General features: G+C 71.9%; 19 protein-coding genes. 9 read left to right on the forward strand and 10 right to left on the reverse strand.

The annotated features are described in order from the left end of the window. Positions 1-46: 46 nt before the first annotated feature. Positions 47-550: a ribosomal protein L7/L12 gene (locus AB0B35_RS07125; RefSeq protein WP_361041818.1), complete on the forward strand. Its 504-nt coding sequence runs from the start codon at positions 47-49 to the stop codon at positions 548-550. A 6-nt stretch (positions 551-556) separates the two neighbouring features. Here the strand turns inward: AB0B35_RS07125 and AB0B35_RS07130 are convergent, their stop codons facing one another. Then, positions 557-1,309: an SDR family oxidoreductase gene (locus AB0B35_RS07130; protein WP_361041820.1), complete on the reverse strand. Its 753-nt coding sequence runs from the start codon at positions 1,307-1,309 to the stop codon at positions 557-559. A gap of 299 nt (positions 1,310-1,608) precedes the next feature. On the opposite strand from AB0B35_RS07130, the gene AB0B35_RS07135 reads away from it, so the two are divergent. The 3 genes from AB0B35_RS07135 to AB0B35_RS07145 all read left to right on the forward strand — a co-directional run bounded on the left by AB0B35_RS07135 (position 1,609) and on the right by AB0B35_RS07145 (position 3,284). Further along, positions 1,609-1,812 (forward strand): cold-shock protein, encoded by a 204-nt coding sequence (locus AB0B35_RS07135; RefSeq protein WP_155368292.1) that lies wholly within the window; start codon positions 1,609-1,611, stop codon positions 1,810-1,812. Between the two features lie 164 nt (positions 1,813-1,976). Further along, positions 1,977-2,870 (forward strand): acyl-CoA desaturase, encoded by an 894-nt coding sequence (locus tag AB0B35_RS07140; protein WP_361042174.1) that lies wholly within the window; start codon positions 1,977-1,979, stop codon positions 2,868-2,870. A gap of 27 nt (positions 2,871-2,897) precedes the next feature. After that, the gene (locus tag AB0B35_RS07145; RefSeq protein ID WP_361041822.1) at positions 2,898-3,284 is read left to right on the forward strand and encodes a DUF488 family protein; all 387 of its coding nucleotides are present in this window, start codon (positions 2,898-2,900) and stop codon (positions 3,282-3,284) included. A 42-nt stretch (positions 3,285-3,326) separates the two neighbouring features. On the opposite strand, the gene AB0B35_RS07150 is transcribed toward AB0B35_RS07145, so the two are convergent. The 8 genes from AB0B35_RS07150 to AB0B35_RS07185 all read right to left on the reverse strand — a co-directional run bounded on the left by AB0B35_RS07150 (position 3,327) and on the right by AB0B35_RS07185 (position 12,434). After that, the gene (locus tag AB0B35_RS07150) at positions 3,327-4,691 is read right to left on the reverse strand and encodes an alpha/beta hydrolase domain-containing protein (RefSeq protein WP_361041824.1); all 1,365 of its coding nucleotides are present in this window, start codon (positions 4,689-4,691) and stop codon (positions 3,327-3,329) included. Positions 4,692-4,755: 64 nt separating this feature from the next. Next, positions 4,756-5,751 carry a phosphotransferase gene (locus tag AB0B35_RS07155; RefSeq protein WP_361041826.1) on the reverse strand — a complete coding sequence of 332 codons (996 nt, stop codon included), beginning with the start codon at positions 5,749-5,751 and terminating at the stop codon, positions 4,756-4,758. An 89-nt stretch (positions 5,752-5,840) separates the two neighbouring features. Then, positions 5,841-6,593 (reverse strand): DUF4184 family protein, encoded by a 753-nt coding sequence (locus AB0B35_RS07160; protein WP_361041828.1) that lies wholly within the window; start codon positions 6,591-6,593, stop codon positions 5,841-5,843. 140 nt (positions 6,594-6,733) lie between these two features. Continuing rightward, positions 6,734-7,003 (reverse strand): hypothetical protein, encoded by a 270-nt coding sequence (locus tag AB0B35_RS07165; RefSeq protein ID WP_361041831.1) that lies wholly within the window; start codon positions 7,001-7,003, stop codon positions 6,734-6,736. A gap of 176 nt (positions 7,004-7,179) precedes the next feature. Next, positions 7,180-9,120, reverse strand: a complete 1,941-nt coding sequence (locus tag AB0B35_RS07170; RefSeq protein WP_361041834.1) for a sensor domain-containing diguanylate cyclase — start codon at positions 9,118-9,120, stop codon at positions 7,180-7,182. Positions 9,121-9,212: 92 nt separating this feature from the next. Next, on the reverse strand, positions 9,213-11,297 hold the full coding sequence (locus AB0B35_RS07175; protein WP_361041836.1) for an EAL domain-containing protein: 2,085 nt from the start codon (positions 11,295-11,297) through the stop codon (positions 9,213-9,215). 30 nt (positions 11,298-11,327) lie between these two features. Further along, on the reverse strand, positions 11,328-11,867 hold the full coding sequence (locus tag AB0B35_RS07180; RefSeq protein WP_361041838.1) for a GAF domain-containing protein: 540 nt from the start codon (positions 11,865-11,867) through the stop codon (positions 11,328-11,330). Between the two features lie 69 nt (positions 11,868-11,936). Further along, positions 11,937-12,434, reverse strand: a complete 498-nt coding sequence (locus AB0B35_RS07185) for a hypothetical protein (RefSeq protein WP_361041840.1) — start codon at positions 12,432-12,434, stop codon at positions 11,937-11,939. A gap of 205 nt (positions 12,435-12,639) precedes the next feature. Here AB0B35_RS07185 and AB0B35_RS07190 point away from each other — a divergent pair, with 205 nt between their 5' ends. From AB0B35_RS07190 to AB0B35_RS07210, 5 genes are all read left to right on the forward strand, one after another. Continuing rightward, positions 12,640-13,641 (forward strand): glycosyltransferase family 4 protein, encoded by a 1,002-nt coding sequence (locus tag AB0B35_RS07190; protein WP_361041843.1) that lies wholly within the window; start codon positions 12,640-12,642, stop codon positions 13,639-13,641. 178 nt (positions 13,642-13,819) lie between these two features. Then, complete coding sequence (locus AB0B35_RS07195) at positions 13,820-14,944, forward strand: glycosyltransferase (RefSeq protein WP_360526566.1); 1,125 nt, start codon at positions 13,820-13,822, stop codon at positions 14,942-14,944. Further along, positions 14,941-15,951 (forward strand): glycosyltransferase, encoded by a 1,011-nt coding sequence (locus tag AB0B35_RS07200; protein ID WP_361041845.1) that lies wholly within the window; start codon positions 14,941-14,943, stop codon positions 15,949-15,951. Before AB0B35_RS07195 ends, AB0B35_RS07200 begins: the two co-directional genes overlap by 4 nt. Continuing rightward, the gene (locus AB0B35_RS07205; RefSeq protein WP_360526572.1) at positions 15,948-17,420 is read left to right on the forward strand and encodes a glycoside hydrolase family 130 protein; all 1,473 of its coding nucleotides are present in this window, start codon (positions 15,948-15,950) and stop codon (positions 17,418-17,420) included. The genes AB0B35_RS07200 and AB0B35_RS07205 overlap by 4 nt, the downstream gene beginning before the upstream one ends. Positions 17,421-17,550: 130 nt before the next feature. After that, the gene (locus AB0B35_RS07210; protein WP_361041847.1) at positions 17,551-18,750 is read left to right on the forward strand and encodes an alginate lyase family protein; all 1,200 of its coding nucleotides are present in this window, start codon (positions 17,551-17,553) and stop codon (positions 18,748-18,750) included. A 61-nt stretch (positions 18,751-18,811) separates the two neighbouring features. Here the strand turns inward: AB0B35_RS07210 and AB0B35_RS07215 are convergent, their stop codons facing one another. Continuing rightward, positions 18,812-20,191, reverse strand: coding sequence for a PQQ-binding-like beta-propeller repeat protein (locus AB0B35_RS07215; RefSeq protein WP_361041849.1), 1,380 nt, complete (start codon positions 20,189-20,191; stop codon positions 18,812-18,814). Positions 20,192-20,210 lie beyond the last annotated feature (19 nt).

The raw sequence follows: 20,210 nt of genomic DNA on the forward strand, positions 1-20,210 counted from the left end.
TCGGCGCACCGGAGGCGACGGGCGGCCGCCCGATACCGTGTGCGCCATGACCGAGATCCTGCTGGCTGCCATCGTGGTGCTGCTCGTCGTCATCGCTCTGCTGCTCGCCCGGCGGAGCCGCCATGACTCGACCGACCTGCTCGGGTCCGCGATGGCCGCCCGCCAGGCCGAGCACGCCCGCGCGAGCGGCACCGGCTCCGCGGGCTCCGGCGCGCCCGAGGCCGAGTTCCTCGTGCAGCAGGTGCGGATGCTGATGAACCAGCGCCAGAAGATCCCTGCCGTGAAGCTGTGGCGGGACGCCACCGGGGTGTCGCTCGCCGACGCGGTCAAGGCCGTCGAGCTGATCGCGGCCGGCGGCACGCCAGCCCTGCCGAAGTCGGGCCTGCCGACGGCAGCCGGTCAGCCGGCGGATCCGCTGCTCGGGCCGGAGCTGATGACCGACGCCCGCCGGCTCAAACGGCAGGGCCGGGCGATCGAGGCGATCAAACTGGTACGCCAGCACACCGGCCTGGGCCTGCGCGAGGCGAAGGACGTCGTCGACGGGCTCTGAGCCGTCTCAACCGGGCAGGAGCTGCTGCCCGCCGTCGATGTCGTACGTCGCGCCGGTCAGCGCCGTGTTGACCATGAGGTGCACGGCGAGCGCGGCCACGTCCGCCGGTCCGACCACCCGCCCGATCGGCAGCGTGGCGCGCAGCCGCTCGCGGCGCCGGTCGAGGTCGTCGCCGAGCAGTTGCGCGGACAGCGGGGTGTCGACGAACCCGGCGGCGATGAGGTTGACCCGGATCGGTGCGAGTTCCCGGGCGAGGTTGGCGGTCATCGCGGGCAGCGCCGCGGTGCCCATCGCCGCGACCGTCAGGCCCGGATGCGGGCGGCGGGCACCGGTGCCACCCATGAAGATCAGTGTCCCGCCGGGCCGGACCCGGCCCGTGGCCAGCCGTGCCACGTTGATGGGCAGCCACATGTGCTCGTCGAACGAGCGGCGCGCCTGCTCCACGTCCATGTCGGCGAGCAGCCCGTAGTAGGGCCGGCCGGCGGTGACCATCACGTGGTCGACCGGTCCGGGCAGGTCCTGGAAGAACCGTTCGAGCGCGGCCGGGTCGGTGGCGTCGAACGCGGCGCTGCGTTGCGCGCCGAGGTCGGCGGCGGCCTGGGCCAGGCGGTCGGCGTTGCGGCCGGTGAGGATGACCTCGGCGCTCTCGGCGCGGGCCAGCCGGGCGGTTTCCAGGCCGATGCCGGCGCTGCCGCCGATCACGACGACCGTGGCCCCGGACAGGACGGGCTCGCGCGGGTCGGTGGATGTGACGGCCACGACTCCTCCTCGACCGGTACGCGGCGGTGATCAGCGTCTCCCCGGAGCGTAGCCGCAGACCGGCTCCGACCGGCGCTGGCCTGCGGTTTCCGGGAAATTGGAGCCGCGTGCAGGGAATCGCGGCGGGTGTGGGAGAGTTGTAGTCATTCAGTCGTGATTTTGCGTGTTCAGTAGTTGATCTTTTGACACCCGCGAATCAGGTCACGCGGGTGGTTTCGTCTTCCTCTTGGGGCGGATGTTGCCGCCGGGACAACGGCTGGGTGCCGCAGAGTGCGGCCCCATTCCTGAGGAGGAACGACATGGCACAGGGCACCGTGAAGTGGTTCAACGCCGACAAGGGCTTCGGCTTCATCTCCGTGGACGGCGGCGGCGCGGACGTGTTCGTCCACTTCTCCGAGATCCAGTCGAACGGCTTCCGCAGCCTCGAGGAGAACCAGAAGGTCGAGTTCGACATCGTGCAGGGCCAGAAGGGCCCCCAGGCGGCGGGCGTTCGCGTCCTCTGAGCAAACCTGATCACGGCCGGGAACCCATCGGGCTCCCGGCCGTGTCGTTTTACCGGCTCGAACCTCACCACCGGATCTCAGACAGGAGTCGCATGGGCGCGACCACTCCGACGGCAGTCGTCGATCACCTCGATGTCCCCCGTACCGCGCAGGGACCGAAGCCGATGCTCGCCCCACCGCAGAGCAGAGCAGGCGCGATCGCGATCTGGATCTTCGTGGTCACCCCCTTCCTCGCCCTGCTCGCCGCCATGCCGATCGCGTGGGGCTGGGGCCTGTCCGGTGTCGACCTGACCCTGGCGATCACCACGTACCTGGTCAGCGGCTTCGGCATCGCGGCCGGGTACCACCGGCACCTGACCCACGGGTCGTTCAAGGCACGGCGCGGGCTGCGCGTCGCGCTGGCCGTGGCCGGGTCTCTCGCCGTCGAGGGCTCGCCGACCCAGTGGGTCGCCAACCACCGCCGGCACCACGCCTTCTCCGACCGGGAGGGCGACCCGCACTCCCCCTGGCGCTACGGCACCAGCGTCACCGCGGTGCTCAAGGGACTGTTCCACGCGCACATCGGCTGGATGTTCCGGCGCGAGGTGAGCAACCGGGCCCGGTTCGCCCCCGACCTGGTCGCCGACCGCGACATCCAGGTGGTCGACCGCCTGTTCGGCCCGCTGGTCGCGGTGTCGCTGCTCTCCCCCGCGCTGATCGGCGGTCTGGTCACCGGCACCTGGGCGGGTGCGTTGAGCGCCTTCTTCTGGGCGGGGCTGGTCCGGATGGCCGTGCTGCACCACGTCACCTGGTCGGTGAACTCCATCTGCCACGTCGTCGGCGACCGCCCCTTCGTCAGCAAGGACCGGGCCACCAACTTCTGGCCGCTGGCGCTGCTGTCCTTCGGCGAGAGCTGGCACAACTCCCACCATGCCGATCCGACCGGAGCCCGGCACGGCGTGCTGCGCGGCCAACTCGACCCGGCCGCCCGGCTCATCTGGATCTTCGAGAAGCTCGGGCTCGCCCGGGACGTGCGCTGGCCGGTGCCTGAGCGACTCGACGCCAAGCGCGCGCGATAGCGCCGCCCGCCGTCCGACAATGGGCGTATGCCGACAAGACGCGCCGACCCGGCGGGCAACCTGCGGATGCGCCGCGTGTACGACCCGCCCTCGCCCGAGGACGGCCTGCGCGTGCTCGTGGACCGGCTGTGGCCGCGCGGCCTGGCCAAGGAGCGGGCCGAGATCGCGCAGTGGCCCAAGGACCTCACCCCGTCGAACGAGCTGCGCCGCTGGTATCACGAGGCTCCCGGCGAGCGCCAGGCCGAGTTCGTGACCCGCTACGAGGCCGAACTCGACGACCCGGCCGCGCAGCAGGCACTGGCCGAACTGCGTCGATCCCTGCACGACGGCCCGGTGACCCTGCTGACCGCGGTGAAGGAGTTCCCCGGCAGCCACCTCGACGTGCTCGCCAAACACCTGACGGCCAAGGGGTGACGCGGCGCGGAGTCCGTGCCGCGTCACCGTCTCGCGGTTGACTCACCCACCCACGCCGGAGGCGAGGGCGTCGCGGAGATTGCCCAGGGCGTCGGCGGGGAGCAGGTAGCCGGAGCGGACGTTGCCGAGGTCGGCGTGCACGACCTTTGCGACGTAGCCACCCCGGGTGCGGTACAGCCCGTCGAGGGTGGCCTCGTCGAACGGCTGGTGGCTGCCGAACAGGAAGCAGAACGACTGCCCGGCGTTGTCCCCGGTGTTGCGCGCCGTCGGCACCGTCACCTGGGAGTACCTGATGCCGCCGAGGGCCAGCCCCAGCTCGTCCCGGGCCTTGGTGCCGTCGGCGTTGAACAGCAGCGGCGGGGCGGTCGGCGGCGCGGCGCCCGTACGCACCCACCGCACCAGGTGGTCGTAGGCGGCCGCGGTGGCGTGATCGACCGGAACCCGGCTGAACGGCGGCTGGGCGCAGTCGTAGACCGGAGCCGCCCCCAGGTCGCGGACCGAGATCGGGGCCCGGTACTGCTGGCCGCGCCAGCCGGAGTGCGCTCCGCCGGCGACCTCCCAGCGGCGGAACCGGTCGGTGTCGGGCGACGGCCGGACGGGGGTGCGCACGTCGGTCTCCGACAGCACCTGGAACACCGGCTCCGGGCCCACCCGGGTCGGCGCGTTGCCGACGATGAAGGCGTACCCGTCGAACACCGGCTCGACCTGCGGCAGGATGCTCTGGTAGTAGACGGTCATCCGCGCGGCGGACTGCGACGCGCCGATCGCGAGCACGGTGCGCACGTCGAGCCGCCCCAGCGGTGAGCCGCCCGCGCCGACCGCTTTCGCGGCCTGGGAAAAGATGTCGTACGACAGCTCGTCGGCCACGTATTGCCCGCCGCCGGTGACGTCGAGGCCGCCGTACCGCGCGGGGCTCCAGCCGCGCAGCTGGTCGACCCCGACCCGCTGGGCGGACACGCCGATCCAGGCGTATCCGGCGCGCATCATGGCCGTGCCGTTCCAGAGCGCGTCCAGGTCGTAGCCGGCGGTCACGTTCTGCCACTCGACCAGCGCGGTGCCGTTGAACCGGCGATCGGCGGACGGGCGGCGCACCACGATCCGGGTCCGGTAGGGCACGTCGGTGGCTACCTGGTTGCCCTGCGTGTCCCAGCCGTCGGCGACGCCCGACAGGTAGAACTCCTGCTCGACGTAGCCCTTGGCGGCGAGGTCGTCGGGTGTGGAGAAGAACGGATAGGTGTCCTCGACGGCCGGCGCGAGCCGGTCACCGGGCACCGTGCCGGGGATCGGCGCGGAGACCACCGCGACCGGGACGGGCGACCGCTCGCCGGCGACCGCGGGCACGGCCGGGACGAGTGTCACGATCACAGCGACGGCAACGGCCGCGCGGTACGTGCGACGATGCTTCATACACCGGCATCCTGGTCAGCCGCGCCCGCATACGCATCGGCGATGTCACCAGTGTCGATCGCTTTCAGCGCGCCCCGGCAGCCGCCAGCACCTGCCCGATGTGCCAGTCCGCGATGCCCAGCATGAACCCGCGGCCGGGGAAGTCGCCGTCGGCGATGCGCAGGGGGCCCTCGATCAGCGCCAGGGAGTGCGCGAGCCGGTAGAAGTCCAGGCGGGCGGTGTCGAGGCCGGGTTGCCGCAGCGGTGCGTACGCGCTGCCGAACCGCATGCTCGTGAACGCGTGCTCCCATTCGACGTCGAAGAACATAGCGCCTTCGATGTCGATGAGCACAGGCCGGCCCTGCCCGTCGACGAGGATGTGATCAGGTCCGAGTTCGCCGTGGATCAGGCCGTACCCCTCGCGTGGCTGCACGGCGGCGGCACGTTCGCGGATCAGGTCCTCGATCCGGCTCTTCGACGGTCGCAGTCGCTCGGCACGTTCGGCGGCGACCGCCAGGTGCCGCACGGCCCGGTCGAGGACGACCTGCTCGGGCCTGCGGTCCTGCGGGGCCGTCCCGTTCTCGATGAGCGCGACCTTGCCGAGGTGCGGGCTCCGCTGCCGCGCCATCGCCCGCAGCGCGGCGCCGAGCTCCTGCAGCGCCGCCTGCGCCGCCTGCGCCGCCTGCCGATCGCATGCGAGGAGCGCCTCCAGCGTGCCGCCCCTGACATCCTCGACGAGGGCCAGGTCCGCCGGGTGATGGCTGCCGCTGCGGTCCATCAGGTACAGCCGGGGCGTGCGGACCCCGATGGCGTCGAACTGTGCGCGGCTCGCCTCGAACAGGTCCGCACCCGAGGCGTCGGCGAACGGATCGGCGAGGTCGTCGCCGCCTTCCGGCCAGTAGTTCTCGTCGATGCCCCAGACGTAGAGGATCACCGACCCGCCATCGTCGAGGGTGATCCGGTACACCCCCTTCTTGCTGCCGCCCGTGAGCCGGACGACGTCGACCGGTCGCCGCGCCGCGCCGAAGGCCTCGCGCACGAGACCGGCCAACTGATCGTGCTCGACGAACCGCCGCTCCAAGATCGCCTCCCGAGTCCGGGTAGAGGATGCCCCGCATGTGTGCACGCCGGCAACCCGGATTCGCCCGGCGCCGCGGCGGCCTCGACGGGTCAAGCCGTGGCGGTGCCCGCGTCGCCCGTTCGACGCGAACGCGACCACCAGACCGCGGTGACGGCGACGAGGCCGACCGTGCCCGGCCCGGCGCCCCACGCGAAGGCGGCGAACAGGGAGTTCGTGAGCAGCCCGTACAGGAACCCGACCGCGGCCGGGACTCCGATCACCGACCAGGCGAGCACGCGGAGCCGCACCGGCAGCACGGCCACGTCCGCGCGTACGGGCGCACGACGCCACCAGGCGACGACCCACCCGGCGACGATCGCGGTCCCGGCGACGTCGCTGACCCGCTGCGCCCACTCCCAGCCCAGCAGCGAGCCGTGCCGGGCCGCCAGCCACGGCACGTACTGCGGTCCCCACATCCAGTCGTGGGTGATGCCGTCCCAGATGAGGTGGGTCGCCGCACCGATCAGGATCGCGATGAGCACCCGAACGACCCGGCCCCACGATCTGCGGTGGTAAGCGAGTCCCCGAGGCGCGTCCCGCGGAACGCGTACGGCGATCGTGGGCGGCGCGAGGGCGAGCACCACGGGAGCGAACACCGACTGCCACAGGATGAAGGCGATCGTGCCGAGCACCAGGTCCGAGGTGACCAGGCCCCAGGGCGTGTGCCCGAAGTGGACGATCTCGGGAAACGGCAGCATCATCGGCAGATCGGGGGTGACGGTACCGATCACGAGGGCGGAGCCCGGCAGACCCCAGCGGGCGAGGGCGAGTACGGCGGCCGGATGGCCTGCGGTGAAAGGCATCGCACATCCTAACGTCGCGCGCGTGCCCCGGATGACCCTCCGGAGGCCGGCCAGGCTTGCCGCACCGGTTCAGCGAAGATCGTTTCGCACGCGCAGCGCACCCTTCGCATACCGGTTCCCGGTGAGCAGGTAGGCGCCGCTCACCGGGGAGGGCACGAGGAAGCAGGCGAGCCCACCGATGGCGGTGGCGTGCGGCGCGGGTAGATCTGCGCGCGGCCGCAGTTGTCGGCGGTGGCGACCACGGTGCCGTCGGGCAGTCTCAGGTGCAGGTCGCGGTCGAAGACCCAGGCGAACCCGGCGGCGGTGTCGTTGGTGGCGGAGAAGGTCAGCCGCAGGAACTCCTGGCCCGTCGGGGCCTGCCCGTGCAGGAGGGGTTCGTCGGCGCGCACCTCCGCGGCGGAGACGGTCATGTCGTCGAGCCGGCGGGCGCCGGCTGCCGAGAACAGATATGTCGGCTGGTCGATGACCGGCGATATGGCCGCGAGGTGACACTTCCGGGCCGGCGGGACAGGCTGGTCTTACCGTCCGGTAAGGCCGCGGCGGGGCAACGCCGGTCGCGCGGGTTCCGTGGTGGTCGGTGCGCAGGTCACGGGGCCCCGGTCGGCCTCGTGTCCTCGATCAGCCGCAGTATGCGTACGGGCCCCTGGAAGTCCTGGCCGTTGTACTGCTCCCGGGCCTGGTACATGGCCGCGTCGGCGCGGGCGATCAGGTCCTCGATCGTGTTCGGGGCGTCCTGGTCGACGAACGTCGCCCCGACCGTCAGCGCGAGCCGGTAGGGCTGGCGGCTCGTCTCGTTGTGCCGGGTGACCTGCTCGCGCAGCCGCCCGGTCCACAGGTCGACGTCGGCGGCCCGGCCCGCCTCGGTCAGCAGCACGCAGAACTCGTCGCCGCCGATGCGCCCCAGCACGTCGCGCCGTCGGATGTTGGCCTGCAGCAGCTTGGAGGTGCTTTCCAAAGCGTGGTCGCCGACGCCGTGCCCGTAGGTGTCGTTGATGACCTTGAGGCCGTCGAGATCGACGAACAGCAGCACGCCGGGTCGGCCGGCCTGCTCGGCCAGGGCCAGCTCCTGGCGGGCGGCGAGCAGGAAACCGCGGCGGTTGTTGACGCCGGTGAGCTCGTCGATCACCGCGAGCTGGCGCAGCTCTTCGGCCATCCGGCGCTCGTCGGTGATGTCGGCGAAGGCGGTCAGCACATAGCTGACCTGCCTGCCGTCGCGGATCGGCGTTGCCACCACCCGCAGCTGCCGGCGCTGGGCGTCGCGGTCGACCTCCATGTCCTCGACGGCGGCGACGTGGCCCTGCCGGGCCTGGGTCACCGGCAGTTGGTCCGGCGGATAGGGCTCGCCGGTGCCACTGGTGTACAGGTGGGGCAGCTCGGCCGGTGAGTGGACCAGTCCGGGGTCGTAGCCGAGGATCCGGCCGGCCACCTGGTTGGCGTACACGGACCGGCCGGTCCCGGCGTCGCGGACGTCCACCCCGACGGGTATCGCCTCGAGAAACTGCTGGAGCCGGCCCTGCTCGCGGCGGGCCGCAGCAACGATCTTGGTGAGCAGGTCGCCCACGCGCAGCATGAGCAGGACGAACATGACCGCCGAGGCGCAGGCGAGCACGATGGGCTCAAGCTCCTGCCCGTGCCGGACCGAGTCGACCACCAGCGCCGGCACGGCGAGCCCGCACAGGCCGAGGGCGACCAGCCGAGCGCGGCCGGCGTCGGGGGCCCGCTCCCGGTGCGCGGTCACGTCCCGCATCGACGGATGGAGCGCGGCCACGCCCACGAAGAGGAACGACAGCAGGTAGCCGTAGAAGGGCCAGTCGCCGTCGGCGCCGATACCCTGCACCTTCCGCAGGCCGTAGGCCAGGTCTGCCAGGAGCAGTGCGGCCGCCCACGCGGCGAGCGGCGCCAGCGCACGCCGTGAACTGCCCGCGCCGAAGAAGAGCCTGGTCGCCAGCGCCAAGAAGATCATGTCCAGGAACGGGTAGATCCCGGCGAGCAGTTGGCCGTACCAGGACAGTTGCGACGCGCCGAGCAGGGGCGCGACGACCAGTACGAAGTTGGCGCTGGTGAACGCGATGGTGACGATGAGGGCGTCGAGCAGCGCCGACCAGTCCCCGCCGGCCCGCCGGGCCCGGATGAGCTGCAGCAGCGCGAGCCCGCTGAGCACGTATGAGGCCAGGTAGACGTCCACCGCGGGCGACGGGAAACTGGTCGGTCTGCCTTGCGCGGCCGCCACGACGTACCAGCCCACGTTGCCGACCACGTAGGCGGCCTGCCCCGCCGCCAGCAGGTACCACGCCTCGGGGCTGGTGGGACGGTGCAGCCGGATGCCGACCAGGATCGCCACGACGGCGGCCAGGCTCGAACCGGTGAATATGATCGCCTGCGTCAGGCCGTGCCCGGCGGTCGCCGCGTATGCCGCCAGCAGCGCCAGCGACACCCCGGCGTACCAGATCCACGCCCTGGCGCGGGCGCGCTCGCGCGGGCTGGAATCCTCGCCGGCCGCAGTGCCGGAGCTTGCGTCGGTGAACATACGAGACCGCCTCCGAACCGCGACCATCGTCCCCAGGATGCCCCAGCACTAGACTCCGAACAAATGGGACCTTAATGACGAAACCGGAAACGCTAGGGCGGCGAGGCGCGACGTGCCTCGGCGAGCCAGCCGACGGTGTCGGTCTCCGGCATGGGAACGGCGAACAGGTAACCCTGACCGTAGGTGCAGCCGGTGGCGATGCAGCCCTGGCGCTGCTGCTCGGTCTCGATGCCCTCCGCCACCACGTCCAGGCTCAACGCCCGGGTCAGCGTGACGATGCCCTCCACCAGGTCCCGCTGCCGCCGGGAGGTGGTGAGCCCGCGGACGAACAGCCGGTCCAGCTTCACGATGTCCAGCGGGATCTGCCGCAGGTAGCCCAGCGCGGAGTAGCCGGTGCCGAAGTCGTCGATGGCGATCCGCACTCCCCTGGCCCGGAGCAGTTCGAGCGCGTGCCACACCTTGTCGTCGTCGCGCAGGAGCAGGCTCTCGGTGATCTCCAGGACGAGCCGGTGCGCGTGCAGCCCGGTCTGCGCGAGCAGGCCCACGACGGTGTCGACGAAGCCGTCCGACCGGAACTGCTGGGCCGAGACGTTGACGCTCACGTACGGAGCGCGTGCCCGCGCCGCGTCGCGCCACCGGCCCGCGGCCCGCATGGCCGCCGCGAGCACCCACTCGCCGATCGGGACGATGAGCCCCGACTCCTCGGCGATCTCGATGAACTCGCCCGGCAGCAGCCGGCCCCAGGTCGGATGCTGCCAGCGCAGCAGCGCTTCGAAGCCCACCGTGCGGCCGGTACGAAGAGCCACGATCGGCTGGTACTCCAGCAGCAACTCCTCGCCGTCGACGGCTGCGCCCAGGGCCGCGCGCAGCTCCGACTGCCGCGCCTGGTCGGTCATCGACGGCTCGTAACTGCGCCACTGCCCCGCGCCGGCGTTCTTGGCGGCGCGCAGTGCCAGATTCGCGTTGCGCAGCAGCTCGTGTGCGCTGCCGCCCGGCGCACTCGTGGCCGCCCCGATGCTCGCCCCGCAGACCACGACCGTTCCGCCGCTGGTCCGCATCGGCTCGGCCAGTGATCGGCAGAGCCGGGCCGCGACGCGCTCGACGTCTGCCGCGGTGTCGGCGTCCTGGATCAGCGCGGCGAATTCGTCGCCGCCGTACCGGGCGGCGACCCCGTGGCCGCCGACGACGTCCCGCAATCGCTCGCTCATCGTGTGGAGGACCTCGTCGCCGACGGCGTGGCCGAAACTGTCGTTGACGGAACTGAAGTCGTCGAGGTCGACGAGCAGCACCGCGGTGAGGCCGGCACCGGCGGCGAACGCGTGTTCGGTGCGCTCGGCGAACAGCATCCGGTTGGGCAGGCCGGTCACGGCGTCGTGGAACATACGGTCCGTCAGGTCGTGTTCGAGCCGCCGCTGCGCGGTCACGTCGTGCAGGGTGAGCGCCAGATCATGGGCCGGACCGGCCGGGCACAGCTCCCGGCAGGCGACCTCGACCATGGGCGTCCTGCCGTCCAGCGCCTGGACGGTCCAGTCGGCGCGGCTCTCCCCCGCACCGGCGCCGCCGGAGCGCACGTGCCGTAGCAGGAACTCGGCCGCCGGTCGCTGCGTGACGTCGATGAAGTCGAGCAGCCTGGCATGGAGCAGCGCAGAGGTGCCGAAAACGTGCCGCGCCGACGGGCTCGCGTACCGGATGCAGCCGTCCTCGTCGATGATCAGCACCACGTCGCGGGTCTGCTCCATCAACGCTTCGATCTCACGGAAACTCCGGTAGCGGCTGACCTCCGCGGCCAGCCGTATCCTCTCCACCGCCAGCGCGGCCTGTGCCGACATGACCTGCAGGGCCAGCCGCAGGTGGGGTGTCGCCGCGGTGGCGCGATCGATCAGCAGGACGCCGACCAACCCCGATCGGGGCGTGTCCACCTCGATCAGGACCAGCCCGGCAACCTCGTCCCGGCCCGGCAGCCGGTCGGCGGACCCGGCAGAGTCCTCCGGCAGCAGGATGCGCAACTCGTGCGGCGAACCGGCCGGGACGAGCCGGGTGACGGCCCGGTCCAGCGCCTCGACCACGTCCTCGGCGCTCGCGGCCACGGCCAGTTCGGCCGCGACGTCGCGCAGCACCCTGTCCGCGTCGGCCCGCTCACGCGGCGGGGAGGACACGTCTGGCTCGTAGGCGGTCATCCACGCCGCCGCGGGGGTCCGGTTCCGGCCTCAGACGGCCAGGGCGCACGTACGACCGGCGGGCGCCGAGAGCCTGGCCAGCGCCCGGCCCGCCGCCTCCGCGAGCCGCTCCAGCACGGCCATCTCGCCGGCGGTCGCCCGGTGCAGATCCGCCCAGTAGGCCCCGATCGCGCCGACCGGCACACCGGCGACCCGGATGGGCACCATGAGCAGGCTGCGGACGAACGTCGGGCGGTAGGCGGCCTGCGGGATGCGGTCGTCGGCGCGGATGTCGGGAATGGCCACGGTCTGGTCGTGCAGCATCGCCCATCCGCTGATGCACGACGTGGCGGGGAAGCGCTGGCCCTGCCACAGCGGGCTCATCGCGTCCTCGCACAGGTAATGGCACTGGCCGTCCTCAAGTTGCACGACGGTCACACCCTGAGCCTGCACCGCAGCCCGCCCACTGCATCGCAGGGCGGTCTGGACGTCCTCGACGGTTTTCGCACCATCCATCATGTCGATCGCCCAGTCAATGGGACTGACCGAAATAATCTGCATTATTCGCCCCCTCCCACTCCCGCTTAACATTCAATATTATATCGGCTGAAATCGCCGCGCACGCGGTCCGGTGAAACCGCGGTCTGACCGGTGACAGCGTCAGACCAGGTTGACCATCTTGTACCCGGAGTACCGGCACTTGCGGATGAGGACGAACTCGGCGGAGACGGTCAACTGCTGCATCGCGCCGAACTCGGCGAACGTGGTGAACGACGCCGCCGTCGACGCCGCGTCGGCCAGGTCGTTCAGTGCCAGCTCCACCTCGGCGTCGTCCACCCGGTCCGCCGCCTCGCCGAACTTCGCCGACACGGCGAGGAACATCGGCTCCAGCGCCGCCAGTTCCTTGGCCACCGTCGCCGTGTCGCCGCGCTTCTCCGCCGCGAAGCCGCGCTGGATGTGCGCCTGCGTCTGCTTGTTGAGCGTGGCGTACAGGCCGTCGGCGGCCTCGCAGGCGAACGCGAGGCTCGCGACCGGGTCCGCGGCGGCGCTGCTCGCCGGGGCAGCCGAGGGCACGGCCTGCGGCGCGGCTTCGTCACCGCAGGCTGCCGCGCCCAGCATCGTGAGGGCCAGCAGCACGGAGACGGCGGTACGGCGCATGGGGGAGGCTCCTCGAAGGTTCACGCCGGCACGGCACGGTCCGGACAAAGTGGATGGCACCCGTGGCACCCTAGATGATCGTGACGATCGGCGGCAACGTGATCCACCAGGTCCCGGACTGATCAGCGCGGCCCGCTCCGCCTCCGCGCGGCGCCGCGGTCGCGCGGTCCCGTAGGGTGAGCCGCATGCCTCGAACCAGGTCGGCGTGAAGGTAGCCCTGCTAGGACCGGTGGCCTGGCGTACGCCACCACACCACTACGGGCCGTGGGAGCAGGTCACCAGCCTGCTCGCGGAGGGCCTGACGGCTCGCGGCGTCGACGTCACCCTGTTCGCCACGCTCGACTCGCGCACCGCGGCGACCCTCGACGGCGTGTGCGCCCACGGCTACGCCGAGGATCCGGCGATGGACGGCCGCGTCTGGGAGGCGATGCACGTCGCGCACGCGTTCGGCCGGTCGGCGGAGTTCGACCTGGTGCACAACCACCTGGACTGGCTGCCCTTGGCCTTCTCGCAGCATTGCCGCGCGCCGCTGCTGACCACCGTGCACGGGTTCTCCGGCGCGGCGATCCTGCCCGCATACGCGCGCGCCCGGTCGCGGTACGTGTCCATCTCCGACTCGGACCGCTCCCCCGACCTCGACTACGCCGCGACGATCTACCACGGCATCGCGTTCGACCAGTTCCCATACCGGTCCGCAGCCGGGCACGGGCTGGTCGTCTTCGGCCGGGTGCATCCCGACAAGGGCACCCGGACCGCGATCGAGATCGCGCGGCGGGCCGGGCTGCCGCTGACCATCTGCGGCATCGTCGCCGACCAGCGCTACCACGAGGAGCAGGTCCTGCCGCACGTCGACGGCGAGCAGGTCGTCTACCTCGGCTCGGTCGGACCCGAGCAGCGCGGCGAGATCCTGTCGTCGGCCGCGGCGCTGCTGCATCCGATCGCCTTCGCCGAGCCGTTCGGGCTCGCCGTGGTGGAGTCGATGGCCTGCGGCACACCAGTGGTGGCGTACGCCCGGGGTTCGATGCCCGAAGTCGTCGACGAGGGCGTGACCGGGCGCCTCGTGCACAACGTCAGCCAGGCGGTGGCGGCCGTGTCCCGCATCGGCGACATCGATCGGCAGCGCTGCCGTGACCGGGCCAGGGAGCGGTTCTCCGCCGACCGTATGGTCGACGACTACCTGCGGCTGTATCACACGATCGTCGATTGACCTCTGCTTACTGCTACTGTCGAGATGCTGAGACGCCCGAAAGGGTGCAATGTGGTTCCCGGGCGACGTCCCGGGAGACCCGGACCGCTCGCCGCACACGCAGGCCGAGCGGACGCCTTCACCGCGTGAGGCCGCCTTCCCGTGTGGAAGGACGCCGATGAACCGGAAGGCATCATCAATGCCCACCAGTTATGGCTTTGTCAGCACCCATCCGCCGACCGCGTGCGGGCTCGCCACGTTCAACTCCGCCCTGTCGGCCGCGCTGTGCCCGGACGGGATGCCCGGCGGCATCGTGCGCGTCACCGCCGCCCGGGAACCGGGCGCCGCGGATCCCAAGGTCGTGCACACCTGGTCCAGCGACGACGCCGGCGGCTGGCAGCTCGCCGCGAAGGCCCTCGGCCACTTCGACGTGGCCGTCGTGCAGCACGAGTACGGCATCTACCCCGGCGCGGACGGCCACGACGTGGTGCCGATGCTGAACCAGCTCACCGTGCCGAGCATCGTGGTGCTGCACACGGTCCTGGCGGCCCCCACCGCCCGGCAGAAGTCGGTGCTCGAACAGGTCGCGCAGGCGGCGAACGCCGTGGTCGTCATGACCGCGACCGCCCGGGACCGGCTGGCGGCCGGCTACGACGTCGATCCCGCCAAGGTCACCGTCATCCCGCACGGAGCCCACGACCATGCCGCCGCCCCCGCCGTCAAAGGCTCGCGCCCGCACCTGCTCACCTGGGGACTGCTCGGGCCCGGCAAGGGCATCGAATGGGCCGTGCGGGCAATGGGCCGGCTCCGGAACCTGCCGCAGCGGCCGGTGTACACCATCGCGGGCAAGACCCATCCGCGCGTGCTCGAACAGCACGGCGAGCAGTACCGCGACGGCCTGGTCGAGCTGACCCGGGTGCTCGGCATCGCGGACTCGGTCCGCTTCGACCCCGTGTACCGTGACGACGCGTCGCTGGGCCGCCTGATCCGCTCCGCGGACGTGGTGCTGCTGCCCTACGACTCGCGGGAACAGGTCACCTCGGGTGTGCTCATCGAGGCGGTCGCCGCGGGAGTCCCCGTCGTGGCGACCCGCTTCCCGCACGCCGTCGAGCTGCTGACCGGCGGTCCCGGCGTCCTGGTGCCGCACGGCGACGCCGCGGCCATGGCCGATGCCGTCCGCGCGATCCTCACCAGTCCCGACGCCGCGGGCCTGGGCGGCGTGCCCGGCCCTGCCATGCTGTGGCCCGCCGTCGCGGACCGGTATGCCACGCTCGCGCAGCGGCTGCTGGCAGCCGACCGGGCACTTACCGCGGCCGCCGTGTGAAGGTCCCCGAACCGAACTTCGCCCATCTCGTCCGGCTGACCGACGACACCGGCCTGTTCGAGCACGCCAGACTCGCCGTCGCCCGCCGTGAGCACGGCTACTGCACCGACGACGTCGCCCGCGGGCTCGTCGTCACCAGCCGCGAGGCCGATCCCTCGGCGGAGCTGGTCCGGCTGGCTGAGTGCTACCTGACCTTCCTCAACCACGCGCAGGCCAAGACCGGGGCGTTCCACAACCGGCTCGGCCATGACCGGCGCTGGGCCGACCCGGCCGGGCTCGGCGACTGGTGGGGACGGGCGCTGTGGGGCCTGGGCACGGCGGCGGCCCGCCACCCGGTGCCCTGGATACGCGACTCCGCCCTGAACGCTTTCAGGCTCGGCACGTCGCAGCGGTCCGCCTACCCGCATGCCATGGCGTTCGCCGGGCTGGGCGCGGCGGAGGTGCTGCGCGCGGACCCGGGCGACGTCGACGCGGCCGCGCTGCTGTCCGACGCCGCCACGGCGGTCGGCCCACCGGGCGCGGATCCGGACTGGCCGTGGCCGCTGCCCCGGCTGACGTACGCCAACGCGGCGCTCGCGGAGGTCGTCATCGCCGACGCGGCCGCGCGCGGGGACGACACCGCACTCGGCACGGGCCTTCACCTGCTGGCCTGGATACGCGATGTGCAGTCGGGCCCGCGGGGCTTGCGCGTCGTCCCGGCCGGTGGCTGGGCGCGCGGTGAGGAGCGCGCCGGCCGGGATCAGCAGCCGATCGAGGTCGCCGCGCTGGCCGACGCCTTCGCCACCGCCGCGGCGGTGACCGGGGACCGGGCCTGGGAGGTCGATCTGGATCGGACCGTCGCCTGGTTCCTGGGCGTCAACGACACCGGTGCGGTGATGTGGGACGAGCACACCGGCGGCGGCTACGACGGGCTGACAGCGTACGGCCCCAATCTCAACCAGGGCGCGGAGTCGACGCTGGCACTGCTGTCCACGCTGCAGCACGCGCGGGCGAAGGTGCCGGCATGACGCCCGCCGAGCTCGCCGTCAGGCACGACGTCACGCTTTCCCCCGACCCGCGGCGCGTGATCGTGAAACTGTTCGTGCCCGGCGAGGACGCCGCGCTCGCGCGGACCCGCGCCTCCGGTCTGGTCGAGCGGATCACCGCCCTCGACGACCGGTCCGCCGCGCAGCTGCTGGACGAGGTAATGGACGGCTACGGCAGCCGTCATCACGAGCTGGCGGCCACCTTCCGGCACCACTTCGACCTGGTCAGGCACCGGGTGAGTCCGGACCGTGAACTACCCGACACGATGCGCACGCTCATCGGCGCGTTCTTCAGCCACGAGTACGCCGTCGAGGGCGCGGCCCTGTGCAACCCGTCGATGGTGCCGCATCCCGACCAGTCCGGCCTGGCCGACGGGCAGCTGCGGGTCGCGGTCAGCCTGCGGCAGATCGGCGAGGGCCACTTGTCCTCCATCGGGTTCGCGACCGCGGTGCTCGGACCGGGCCGGGACCTCGCCCTGGCTCCGCGACCCGGCCCGCTGGCCGTCGGGGCGCGCGTCGGTGTGCTGCACCGGCGCGACCTGCTCGCCGCCGGGCTGGACGAGGGCGCCTACGACGACGAGGTCTGCGCCACCGTGCTGGGGCTGCTGCCGGAACGCTTCGACGACCAGCAGTTCGAGCGGACGCTGGCGTCGATCCCGCCCGACCTGCTGCATCGGGCCACCGCGCAGCGCACGATGGAGCAGCTGCGCCGTACCGTCGCCGACGGCTACTCGGTGGTCTTCCCGGAGCAGGTGCCGCTCAGCGGGCGGGTGCTGTGGCCGAACAACCCGTCGGAGAGCAACGGCATGGAAGACGCCCGCTTCGTCAGGGTCACCGGTGCGGACGGCGAGGCGGCCTACCGGGCGACCTACACGGCGTACGACGGGCGGCAGATCGCGTCGCGAATGCTCGACAGCGCCGACCTCACCCGGTTCGAGGTGACCCCGATGCGCGGGCCGGGCGCCCGCAACAAAGGCGTGGCGCTGTTCCCCCGGACCATCGACGGCCGTCACCTGGCCCTCTGCCGGGCCGACGGCGAGACCCTCGGACTGACCGCGCTCGACGGCGACAACCGCTGGGCCGAACCCGTCCCCCTGCTGCGGCCCGGACGCAGCTGGAGCCTGATCCAGGTCGGCAACTGCGGCTCGCCGCTGGAGACCGACGCGGGATGGCTGGTGCTCACGCACGGCGTGGGACCGATGCGGCAGTACGCCATCGGAGCGATCCTGCTGGACCTGCACCGGCCGGAGCGGGTCGTCGCCGAGCTGCCGGGCGTGCTGCTGGCTCCGGCGGAGGCCGACCGCGACGGGTACGTCCCCAACGTGGTCTACTCCTGCGGCGGGCTGCTGCACCGGGGCGAGCTGTGGATGCCCTACGGCGCGAGCGACGCCCGGGTGGGTTTCGCCACCGTCGGCGTCGCCGGGCTGCTCGACGCCATGCGAGCGGCCTGACAGCACGTATCGACGACGGCATATCGAGGGTGTTGACAGTCTCCGGATCAGCCCTGTTTAGTAAGGAAAGTTACCTTACAGTTCACGGCTTGGCCGCTCCCGAGCCCTGGAGACTTCCGGGAGGACGCCGATGCTCCACACCCGACGGCGGATGCCGCTCGCCCTCGCCACCGCGCTGATCGCCCTGGTCGGCACCACGCTCGCCGTGGTCCCCGCCGGGCCGCAGCGCCGCGCGGAGGCCGCTCCCGCGACCTTCGCCCACCCCGGCGTGCTTGTCAGCCGCGCCCAGCTCGACTTCGTCCGCAGCAAGGTCAACAGCAACGCCCAGCCGTGGCGGCAGGCCTACGACCAGATGATGGGCAGCCGGTACGCCTCGCTGACCCGCGCGCCGAAACCGCGCGCCGTGGTCGAGTGCGGTTCGTACTCCAACCCGAACCTCGGCTGCACTGACGAGCGCGAGGACGCGATCGCCGCGTACACCATGGCTCTGGCCTGGTACATCACCCGCGACAACCGCTACGCGGACAAGGCCATCCAGCTGATGGACGCCTGGTCGGCGGTGATCGTGGACCACACCAACAGCAACGCCCCGCTGCAGACCGCCTGGGCCGGGTCCACCTGGCCGCGCGCCGCCGAGATCATTCGCTACACCTACACCGGCTGGCCCAACGCGACCCGCTTCGCCACCATGCTGCGCAACGTGTACCTGCCCGAGGTGGTCAACGGCAACACCACCAGCAACGGCAACTGGGACATGTCCATGATGGAGGCCACCATGGGCATAGCGGTCTTCCTGGAGGACCGCAGCGCCTACGACCGGGCCGTGACCAGGTTCCGCAACCGCATGCGCGCCTACTTCTACCTCGCCTCCGACGGCGCGGTGCCGTACGGCCCCGGCGGCGGCATCGACACCCCCAGCGAGATCATCACCTACTGGCAGGGGCAGAGCACCTTCGTCGACGGACTCTCCCAGGAGACCTGCCGCGACTTCACGCACACCGGATACGGCATCTCCTCGGCCACCCACATCGCCGAGACCAGCCGCATCCAGGGCCAAGACCTCTACCCGGAGTTCACTGACCGGCTGCGCCATGCCCTGGGCCTGCACAGCAAGTACCAGCTCGGCACCGCCGCGCCGTCGTGGTTGTGCGGCGGCAGCCTGCACCTGGGCCTGGGCCCGGTCACCGAGGTCGGCTTCAACGCGCTGAACTTCCGGCTCGGCATCGGCATGACCAACACCCAGACGCTGACCCTCAACCAGCGTCCGGCCGGCACCAACAACCTGTTCGTGGCCTGGGAGACCCTCACCCACGCCGCCAACCCGAACTGAAACCCGTGGACGGTGCCCAGGTGGGACCGGCCTCACCTGGGCACCGCTCGCGCGGCATCGCTCAGTACGCCGACGCGGCGACGCTCCACACCCCCAGCCGGTCGCCGTCGTGGACGCAGGCGATCCGTTGCCGGGTGTGGAAGCAGCGATTCAGTCGGGGCGGCAGCGTACCCAGCAGCCGGACCTGCCCGTCCTCGATCCGCGCGACCTGGTAGCGGCCGAGTTCGGGCCGCGTGTCCTGGCGGCGCACCGTGCCGTCGTCGGACGCGGAGAGTTGGATCCCGCTCGCGGTCGACCGCAGCAGCAGCGCGTCCCGGCTCCCGTCGGACGAGAGCTGTACGCGCCAGCCTTCCAGGTCGAGCAGCGTCGCACCGTCGGCCAGGTCGATCAGCCGGTCGGCGGTCGCGCCCAGCGCAAGCGCCCCGTCCGTCCAGACCGTGATCGCGCCCTGCGCGCTCGGCAGCAGATGCAGGTTGGGTGCCAGCCGGTAGCGCACGGCCAGGGTGTCGCGGTCCAGCACGGCCAGCGGGGAGGTCGTGCCGCCGTCGTCGGCCACCTCGCACAGGTAGTCGCCGCACGCGAAACGCGTCAGCGACCCGCTCACGTCGATCTTGCGCAGCGTCCGGGTGTCGTAACGGGTCTCCATGTACTGGCTGTTCGGCAGGGTGGCCGACAGCACGAGCATCCCGCCGTACACCGTGGCGAGCAGCGGTCTGCCGGGCGGGAACGTGGCCGTGCCGGTGCGCAGCACCCGCCCGTCGCGCAGATCGCGCACCGTGAACTCGCCCCGTTCGGAGACCGACCACGCCTCCAGCGCCTCCTCGTCGACCGCGGCGTACGGCTCACCTCGAAGCACCCACCGCACCCGGCCGGTGCTCAGGTCGCGCACGATCATCTCCGTCGGCGCGGGCGCGGACAGCTCGCCCCCCGGCTCCGCCGACATCATGATGGGCGGGCTGTCCAGGGCGTACTCGCCGATCACCCAGACGTACTGCCGCGTGCTCCAACGCACGGCTCCGGTGCGCGCGTCCACAGCGGACGAGGAGGTGCTGCCGTCCGCGAAGTCCTCGTTGATCACCAGCACGTCGGGGACCTGCGCCGCGACCTGAATGTCGCGCCCCCGGCCGGCCGAGGCCGGCAGCCGCCAGCGCAGCGCGCCGCTGTTCATGTCGTACGCGGACACCGCCTGGCTGTTGCGGACCAGCAGCAGGTCGCCCGCCACATCGACGCCGCCGGTGACCGGCCCGTCGACGTCGCCCAGGGCCACGTCGGCGAGCTGCGTGAACATCGGCGTCATCGGCGCCGCGGCCCCCAGCGCGCCCGTGAACAGCAACGCGATCACCGCGGCCAGCGGCCTGAGGCCTCGGACCGGCCGGCTCCGGCCAGGCGATGGCTCCGCTCCGGCCCGAACCTCGCCCAGCTCGATGATCTCCGTATCCACCCAGTGCCTCCCCCGCCGA

This window comes from Catellatospora sp. NPDC049133, from assembly GCF_040648455.1.
Lineage (GTDB): Bacteria > Actinomycetota > Actinomycetes > Mycobacteriales > Micromonosporaceae > Catellatospora > Catellatospora aurea.

Coding starts and splice junctions, on each gene's coding strand:
- AB0B35_RS07125 (WP_361041818.1), top strand. CDS start 47: ATGACCGAGATCCTGCTGGCTGCCATCGTGGTGCTGCTCGTCGTCATC.
- AB0B35_RS07135 (WP_155368292.1), top strand. CDS start 1,609: ATGGCACAGGGCACCGTGAAGTGGTTCAACGCCGACAAGGGCTTCGGC.
- AB0B35_RS07140 (WP_361042174.1), top strand. CDS start 1,977: ATGCTCGCCCCACCGCAGAGCAGAGCAGGCGCGATCGCGATCTGGATC.
- AB0B35_RS07145 (WP_361041822.1), top strand. CDS start 2,898: ATGCCGACAAGACGCGCCGACCCGGCGGGCAACCTGCGGATGCGCCGC.
- AB0B35_RS07150 (WP_361041824.1), bottom strand. CDS start 4,691: ATGAAGCATCGTCGCACGTACCGCGCGGCCGTTGCCGTCGCTGTGATC.
- AB0B35_RS07160 (WP_361041828.1), bottom strand. CDS start 6,593: ATGCCTTTCACCGCAGGCCATCCGGCCGCCGTACTCGCCCTCGCCCGC.
- AB0B35_RS07165 (WP_361041831.1), bottom strand. CDS start 7,003: ATGACCGTCTCCGCCGCGGAGGTGCGCGCCGACGAACCCCTCCTGCAC.
- AB0B35_RS07170 (WP_361041834.1), bottom strand. CDS start 9,120: ATGTTCACCGACGCAAGCTCCGGCACTGCGGCCGGCGAGGATTCCAGC.
- AB0B35_RS07175 (WP_361041836.1), bottom strand. CDS start 11,297: ATGACCGCCTACGAGCCAGACGTGTCCTCCCCGCCGCGTGAGCGGGCC.
- AB0B35_RS07180 (WP_361041838.1), bottom strand. CDS start 11,867: ATGTTAAGCGGGAGTGGGAGGGGGCGAATAATGCAGATTATTTCGGTC.
- AB0B35_RS07185 (WP_361041840.1), bottom strand. CDS start 12,434: ATGCGCCGTACCGCCGTCTCCGTGCTGCTGGCCCTCACGATGCTGGGC.
- AB0B35_RS07195 (WP_360526566.1), top strand. CDS start 13,820: ATGCCCACCAGTTATGGCTTTGTCAGCACCCATCCGCCGACCGCGTGC.
- AB0B35_RS07205 (WP_360526572.1), top strand. CDS start 15,948: ATGACGCCCGCCGAGCTCGCCGTCAGGCACGACGTCACGCTTTCCCCC.
- AB0B35_RS07210 (WP_361041847.1), top strand. CDS start 17,551: ATGCTCCACACCCGACGGCGGATGCCGCTCGCCCTCGCCACCGCGCTG.